7 protein-coding genes are annotated in these 6892 nt (G+C 74.3%); 5 read left to right on the top strand and 2 right to left on the bottom strand.

Annotated elements, in window-relative coordinates; translation table 11 throughout:
- Positions 1-198 precede the first annotated feature (198 nt).
- Positions 199-2316, bottom strand: coding sequence for a RecQ family ATP-dependent DNA helicase (locus ACTIDRAF_RS0219080; RefSeq protein WP_026066280.1), 2118 nt, complete (start codon positions 2314-2316; stop codon positions 199-201).
- A gap of 125 nt (positions 2317-2441) precedes the next feature.
- On the opposite strand from ACTIDRAF_RS0219080, the gene ACTIDRAF_RS0219075 reads away from it, so the two are divergent.
- The 5 genes from ACTIDRAF_RS0219075 to ACTIDRAF_RS0219055 all read left to right on the top strand — a co-directional run bounded on the left by ACTIDRAF_RS0219075 (position 2442) and on the right by ACTIDRAF_RS0219055 (position 6552).
- Entirely contained in the window at positions 2442-3767 is a 1326-nt protein-coding gene (locus ACTIDRAF_RS0219075; protein WP_083886480.1) for a glutamate-5-semialdehyde dehydrogenase, read from the top strand.
- A gap of 76 nt (positions 3768-3843) precedes the next feature.
- A complete protein-coding gene (gene nadD, locus ACTIDRAF_RS0219070) occupies positions 3844-4494 on the top strand; it encodes a nicotinate-nucleotide adenylyltransferase (protein ID WP_083886478.1) in 651 nt (216 codons plus the stop codon).
- A 108-nt stretch (positions 4495-4602) separates the two neighbouring features.
- A complete protein-coding gene (gene rsfS, locus ACTIDRAF_RS0219065) occupies positions 4603-5004 on the top strand; it encodes a ribosome silencing factor (protein WP_016700324.1) in 402 nt (133 codons plus the stop codon).
- Complete coding sequence (locus ACTIDRAF_RS0219060; RefSeq protein ID WP_016700323.1) at positions 5001-5630, top strand: histidine phosphatase family protein; 630 nt, start codon at positions 5001-5003, stop codon at positions 5628-5630. The genes rsfS and ACTIDRAF_RS0219060 overlap by 4 nt, the downstream gene beginning before the upstream one ends.
- 61 nt (positions 5631-5691) lie before the next feature.
- Complete coding sequence (locus ACTIDRAF_RS0219055) at positions 5692-6552, top strand: DegV family protein (protein WP_016700322.1); 861 nt, start codon at positions 5692-5694, stop codon at positions 6550-6552.
- Between the two features lie 37 nt (positions 6553-6589).
- Here the strand turns inward: ACTIDRAF_RS0219055 and ACTIDRAF_RS0219050 are convergent, their stop codons facing one another.
- On the bottom strand, positions 6590-6784 hold the full coding sequence (locus tag ACTIDRAF_RS0219050; protein ID WP_016700321.1) for a hypothetical protein: 195 nt from the start codon (positions 6782-6784) through the stop codon (positions 6590-6592).
- Positions 6785-6892 lie beyond the last annotated feature (108 nt).

Genomic DNA, 6892 nt, shown 5'->3' with positions numbered 1-6892 from the left:
GGGGAGAGGCGGAGGCAGGGCCTGCCGCTGGCCCCCCACCGCCCGCGCCCCCCACCCAGGACGCCACCCGGCCGGCGGGCACCGACTCCTCGCCCCTCCCGACGCCGGGAGCGCCGTCCGCCACCACCGGTCCGTCCGGGGCGCCCGGCCCCGGGGAGGAGGACTCCGGTCCGGCCCGGCCCCGCTGATCCCCCGGCCTCAGCTGGTGGCGGCCAGCGCGAACGGAAGCACCTGGGGGGCTCCGGCGCGGCGCAGCGACCTGCCGACGACCGCGAACGTCCAGCCGGTGTCCACCCGGTCGTCGACCAGCAGCAGTGGCCCGTTCGCCTCGGCCACCCGCCGGGCGAGCTCGTCGTCCAGGCTGAAGGCCTCCCACAGGCTGGCCAGTCGTTGCGCGCTGTTGGCTCGGCGCGCCGCCGGGCGGGTCATGGTCACCTCGCCGAGGAGGGGCAGCCGCCCGATCGTGGCGATGCGTTCGGCGGTCACCCGGCTCAGGGCGTCCCGGCGGGACGACCCCACGGCGACGACCCCGACCGGGCGGGTCGTCCAGCCCCAGCTCGCCAACACCTGGACGCACCCCCGCACGACGTCCTCGGGCAACTCGCTCGGCGCCGGCTCACCCTCGCGGAGCAGGTCCCGGAGCCGGCTTCCCCACCCGACGTCGGTGAGCCGGCCGAGGGCGCGACCGGGCTCGGTGCGTTCGCCCTCGGCGATGCGGCCGCTGACGTGGACGCCGAGCGAGCCCATCCCGGTGGGCCATTGGCGGCGGGGTTGGAAGCCGACGCCGGGGGTGTGCAGCTGGGACCGCGCGGCGGCCCGCTCGCCCTCGGAGACATCAGCCGACCAGTGCCGCCCGGTGCAGTTGTCGCACCGCCCGCACGGTGCGGCGTCCGGGTCGTCGAGCTGGCGGCGCAGGAACTCCATCCGGCAGCCGTCGTGGGCGAGGTAGTCCAGCATGGCGCGCTGCTCGGCGCGGCGCGCCTCGGCGATCCGGCCGTACCGTTCGGCGTCGTAGGTCCACTCGCGACCCGTGGACTCCCAGCCGCCCCGCACCCGGCGGACCGCCCCGTCGACGTCGAGGACTTTGAGGACCACGTCCAGGCGGCTCCGGTTGAGGTCCACCCGGGGTTCCAGTGCCGTGGTGGACACCGGCCCGCCCGCCTCGGCGAGGACGGACAGCAGGTGCCGCACCACGGGTTCCGGGGGGAAGGCGAGGGAGGCGAAGTACCGCCAGATGTCGGTGTCCTCACGTTGGGGGAGGAGCAGCACCTCGGCGCGTTCGACGCCTCGCCCGGCGCGGCCCACCTGCTGGTAGTAGGCGATGGGGGAGGCGGGGGCGCCCAGGTGGATGACGAAACCCAGGTCCGGTTTGTCGAAGCCCATGCCGAGCGCGGAGGTCGCGACCAGCGCCTTCACCCGGTTGGCCAGCAGGTCCGCCTCGGCGCGTTGCCGGTCCTCGGGGTCGGTGCGCCCCGAGTAGGCGCTGGCGGGGAAACCCCGCTCGCGCAGGAAGGTGGCGACGTCCTCGGCCGCCGACACCGTCAGCGTGTAGATGATGCCCGAGCCGGGGAGTCGGCCCAGGTTCTCGGCCAGCCAGCCCAGCCGGGTCTCGGCGTCGGGCAGGCGGAGCACGGACAGCCGCAGGCTCTCCCGGTCCAGCGGCCCGCGCAGCACGAGGGTCCGCTCGCGGCCGGTGTCCGCGCCCACGCCCAACTGCTCGGCCACGTCCCGCACCACCCGGTCGTTGGCCGTCGCCGTCGTCGCGAGGACCGGGACGTCCGGGTCCAGCCCCTCCAGCAGGGAGCGCAGCCGCCGGTAGTCGGGGCGGAAGTCGTGGCCCCAGTCGGAGACGCAGTGCGCCTCGTCCACGACGAGCAGCCCCGCGCTCTCGGCGAGCGAGGGCAGGACGGTGTCCCGGAAGTCCGGGTTGTTGAGCCGTTCCGGGCTGACCAGGAGGAGGTCGACCTCCCCGACGGCGACCGACTCCTGGATGTCCTCCCACTCGGTGGTGTTGGCCGAGTTGATCGTGGCGGCGCGGACACCGGCCCCCTCCGCCGCCGCCAACTGGTTGCGCATCAACGCGAGCAGCGGGGAGATGATGACGGTGGGACCCTCGCCGAGCTCCCGCAACAGGGCGGTCGCCAGAAAGTAGACGGCGGACTTGCCCCAGCCGGTGCGTTGCACGACCAGGACCCGGTGCCGGTCGACCACCAGTGACCTGATCGCCCGCCACTGGTCCTCCCGCAACCGCGCGTCGGGGCCCGCCAGGCTCCGCAGCCTGTCCTCGGCGATCTCCCGCAGCACCTCGTCGTCCACGTCCACCTCTTCCGTGCCTGGCGTTCCACCACCGGACGGCGCCCGACGGTGCCGGTGCGCCAGTGTCCTCCCCCGGACGCTCCGGCAGGGGCGCGGTGGGGGCCGGGTCCGGCGGGAGACGTGCGATGACTACTCTAGGTGTGGTGACCACCACGTTCGACCAGGTTGACGCGGGTTCCCCCGACTCCGAGGACCTGCGTGGGCGCGTTCTGGACGCCGCTCGCCGGGCGAGGACCGCCGCCACCGCCTTCGGGCCGCTGCCCCAGGCCCGCAAGGACGAGTTGTTGCTGACGATGGCCGACCGACTGCTCGCGGCATCGCCGAACCTGCTCGCGGCGAACGCCGAGGACGTCGAGCTGGGCACCCAGGCGGGGCTCCCGGCGGGGATCCTCGACCGGCTCGTCCTCACCGACCAGCGGGTTGGGGACATCGCGGCGGGCCTGCGGACGGTGGCGGCCCTGCCCGACCCCGTCGGCGAGGTGCTGCGGGGACGCACGTTGCCGAACGGGCTCGAACTGCGGCAGGTCCGGGTGCCGCTCGGCGTGGTCGGCATGGTCTACGAGGGCCGGCCCAACGTGACGGTGGACGCCTCCGGGTTGGCGCTGAAGTCCGGCAACGTGGTGCTGCTGCGGGGTTCCTCCTCGGCGGAGAACTCCAACCGCGCACTCGTCGGGGTGCTGCGGGACGTGCTGGAGGAGTTCGACCTGCCAGCGGACGCCGTCCAGCTGCTGCCCTGCCACGACCGGGCCACCGTCCGGCACCTCATCACCGCCCGGGGCCTGGTCGACGTCGTGATCCCCCGGGGTGGGGCCGGTCTCATCTCCGCCGTGGTCGAGCAGGCCACCGTGCCCACCCTCGAGACGGGGGTCGGGAACTGCCACGTCTACGTCGACGCCGCCGCCGACCTCGACCAGGCCATCCCGGTCGTGGTGAACTCGAAGGCCCGCCGGCCCAGCGTCTGCAACGCCGCCGAAACCCTGCTGGTCCACCGGGAGATCGCCGATCGTTTCCTGCCCGCCGTCGCCGTGGCGCTCCGCCAGGCCGGGGTGACCCTGCACGCCGACGAGGCGACCCGGGCACTGGTGCCCGACGCCGTGCCGGCCACCGATGAGGACTGGGACACCGAGTACCTCTCCCTGGACCTCGCGGTGCGCGTGGTCGACTCCCGGGACGAGGCGGTCCGGCACGTGGCCCGGCACGGCACCGGGCACACCGAGGCCATCGTCACCGACGACGTGCGGGCCGCCCGCGACTTCGTCGCCAGGATCGACGCGGCGGCGGTCGTGGTCAACGCTTCCACCGCGTTCACCGACGGCGGGGAGTACGGCATGGGTGCGGAGATCGGGATCTCCACCCAGAAGTTGCATGCGCGGGGGCCGATGGGCCTGCCCGAGCTGACGTCGACGAAGTGGGTCGTCTGGGGCGACGGGCACACCCGCCCGGCGTCCTGACCGGCGCCGGAGCTGTGGCGTTCGACACCACCGTGCTCGCCGAGAACGCCGCGCGGCGGCGGTAGGCTCGCCGTTCATGGCCGAAGGCAATGTCCACGATCCCGGTCGGCGTGCCCGGGGGCGCAGGGTCGGTGTGATGGGCGGCACGTTCGACCCGGTGCACCACGGTCACCTCGTCGCCGCCAGTGAGGTCGGGGCGCGGTTCGACCTCGACGAGGTGGTGTTCGTCCCGACCGGGCAGCCGTGGCAGAAGTCCGACGCGGAGGTCAGCCCGGCCGAGGACCGCTACCTGATGACCGTGATCGCGACCGCCTCCAACCCCCGGTTCTCGGTGAGCCGGGTGGACATCGACCGGCAGGGCCCCACCTACACGGCCGATACCCTGGGCGATCTGCACCGGGCGTATCCCGAGGACGAACTGTTCTTCATCACGGGAGCCGACGCGCTGGAGCAGATCCTGTCCTGGCACCGGGTCGACGAGCTGTTCGAGCTGGCGCACTTCGTGGGTGTCACGCGACCGGGCTACCGGCTGGCCGACCACCACCTGCCCCGGGGTTCGGTGACGCTGGTCGAGGTGCCGGCGATGTCGATCTCCTCCACCGGCTGCCGGGACCGGGTCGCCGCCGGGCTGCCCGTCTGGTACCTGGTGCCCGACGGGGTCGTGCAGTACATCTCCAAGCGGGGCCTCTACCGGCGCGCCGCGGCTGGTGCCCGGCCCGTGCCGTAGCGACCGCCTCAGCGTGCGGTGGGGCAAACGCCGTCGGTTGCCACCGACGTCGGCCGGTAGGCTCCGGGAATCGCGTGGACGCGTCCCGCCCGCGCCGGAAGGAGAACCGTGGTAGCAACCGACGAGGCCCGCGAACTGGCGCTGCTCGCCGCGCACGCGGCCGCCGACAAGAAGGCGAACGACGTCGTCGTGCTCGACGTGTCCGAGCAGCTCGTCATCACCGACTGTTTCGTGATCGCCTCGGCTCCCAACGAACGCCAGGTCGAGGCGATCGTCGACAACGTCGAGGAGAAGCTGCGCGAGCACGGCGTGAAGCCGGTGCGGCGGGAGGGCGCTCGGGAGGGCAGGTGGGTGCTGCTGGACTTCGTGGACGTGGTCGTCCACGTGCAGCACTCCGAGGAACGGGCGTTCTACGCCCTCGAGCGGCTGTGGAAGGACTGCCCCCGGGTCCCCTTCCACGACCCGGAGGGCGGCGAGCCGGCGGAGACGACCGGGAGCGACCCGGCATGACCGCGGGCCTGGGGCGACTCGTCCTGTGGAGACACGGGCAGACCTCCTACAACGTCGCCCACCGGTTCCAGGGTCAGCTCGACATCGAGCTGACCCCCACCGGGCGGGAGCAGGCCCGCCGCGCCGCGCCGGTGCTGGCGGGCTTCGCGCCGGCGGTGTTCGTCTCCTCCGACCTGCGGAGGGCCAGCGAGACGGCCTCGGCCCTCAGCACCGTCACCGGGGCCGAGGCGCGGTTGGACAAGCGGTTGCGGGAGACCCACTGCGGGCAGTGGCAGGGGCTGACCCACGACGAGGTGGAAGCGGGCTGGCCGGGAGGGCTGCGGGAGTGGCGGGCCGTCTCCACGGTCGCGCCTCCTGGCGGGGAGAGCAGGGTCGAGGTCGCCCACCGGGCCTCCCAGGTGGTGGACGAGGTCGACCGCGAACTGGGCGGCTCCGGATCCGAAGCCGCGACCGCGCTGTTCTGCGCGCACGGGGGGCTCATCGTCGGGCTGACGGCGCGGCTGCTCGGCCTGCCCGTCGGGCAGTGGGGGGCGTTGGCCGCCGTCGCGAACTGCAACTGGGTGGTGTTGGAGCGTTCCACCGCCACGGGGTGGCGCTTGCGCGCCTACAACGCCGGGCCCACCTGAGGCCAGGAGTGCCGCCGGGTTCGGTGGGCACCTCCCCCGGCGGCCCGTAGGGTGGTGTGCCATGCCCGTCGCGATCGTCACGGACTCCACCGCCTACCTGCCGGAGGGCGCGGCGGAGCGCCACGACATCCACCGCGTCCCGCTGCACGTGGTGGTGGACGGTGTGGGAACGCTGGACGGAGCGGGTTCGGACGGTCCCGGGGTCGCCGACGCGCTGCGCCGCCACCGCAGGGTCACCACGTCCCGACCGTCCCCTGCCGAGTTCGCCTCGACGTTCCGCGCCCTGCTGGAAGGCGGGGCGTCGTCGGTGCTGTCGGTCCAGCTCTCCCGTGAGCTCTCGGGGACGTGGGAAGCGGCTCGCAGCGCCGCCGACCAGGTCGCGCCCGACCGCATCCGGGTGGTGGACTCCCGGTCCACGGCGATGGGCATGGGATTCGGGGTGCTCGCCGCCGCCGCCGCGTCGGCCCGGGGCGCCGACCTGGACGAGGTCGCGTCGGTGGCGGAGACGACGGCGACCAGGACACGCACCGTGTTCTGCCTGGACACCCTGGAACACCTGCGGCGCGGCGGCCGCCTCGGACCCGCGACCGCCTTCCTGGGCACGGCCCTGGCGATCCGGCCGCTGCTGCACGTCGACGACGGCCGGATCGTTCCGCTGGAGAAGGTGCGCACCACGCGACGGGCGATGACCCGCCTGGTCGAGCTGGTCGCGCGGAGTTCCGGCTCCGGGCCGGTCGCGGTGGCGGTCCACCACCTGGACGCCCCGGAGCGGGCGGTGGAGCTGGCCGGACTGATCGAGGAACGCGTGCCCGGGTGCGACGGCTGCCTGGTGTCGGAGCTCGGTGCCGCGCTCGGGGCGCACACCGGCCCCGGCGCGCTGGGCGCCGTGGTCCTGCCGGGAGGGCTGCCCGCCGGGGCGTGAGGGCCGGCGCCGGCTGAGCGATCCGCTCGGGTGCGCTTCACGGCTCCGGCCGGACGATGACGTCGCGGGCCTCGGCGGACGACGCCGGAGTCCGGCCGTCCCTGATCGCCGGGGCCGCGAGCACCCAGGCTCCCACCAGCGCGATCGCCCCGACGACGGGGATCGCGGCTGGACCCAGCCGGTCGAGGACGAGACCGCCGACAGCTCCCCCCGACGGCGCCCCGTGCCGCACAGGAAGATGGCGGCGACCATGCGCAGCGCCGCTGGCCGACGAAGAGGGGGCCAGCCAGCGACCGGGCACGGAGCCCTGCCGCCGGCAGGGTCGGCGGGAGCCGCGCCC

The sequence above is a fragment of the Actinoalloteichus spitiensis RMV-1378 genome (genome assembly GCF_000239155.1).
In the GTDB taxonomy this organism is placed as follows: domain Bacteria; phylum Actinomycetota; class Actinomycetes; order Mycobacteriales; family Pseudonocardiaceae; genus Actinoalloteichus_B; species Actinoalloteichus_B spitiensis.
Note: the sequence above shows the minus strand (reverse complement) of the source record. Positions and strands in the feature narration are given on the sequence as shown.

Bases quoted from the DNA above. Each gene is read 5' to 3' on its own strand.
- ACTIDRAF_RS0219075 (WP_083886480.1), top strand. From the start codon at position 2,442: ATGACTACTCTAGGTGTGGTGACCACCACGTTCGACCAGGTTGACGCG.
- nadD (WP_083886478.1), top strand. From the start codon at position 3,844: ATGGCCGAAGGCAATGTCCACGATCCCGGTCGGCGTGCCCGGGGGCGC.
- ACTIDRAF_RS0219060 (WP_016700323.1), top strand. From the start codon at position 5,001: ATGACCGCGGGCCTGGGGCGACTCGTCCTGTGGAGACACGGGCAGACC.
- ACTIDRAF_RS0219055 (WP_016700322.1), top strand. From the start codon at position 5,692: ATGCCCGTCGCGATCGTCACGGACTCCACCGCCTACCTGCCGGAGGGC.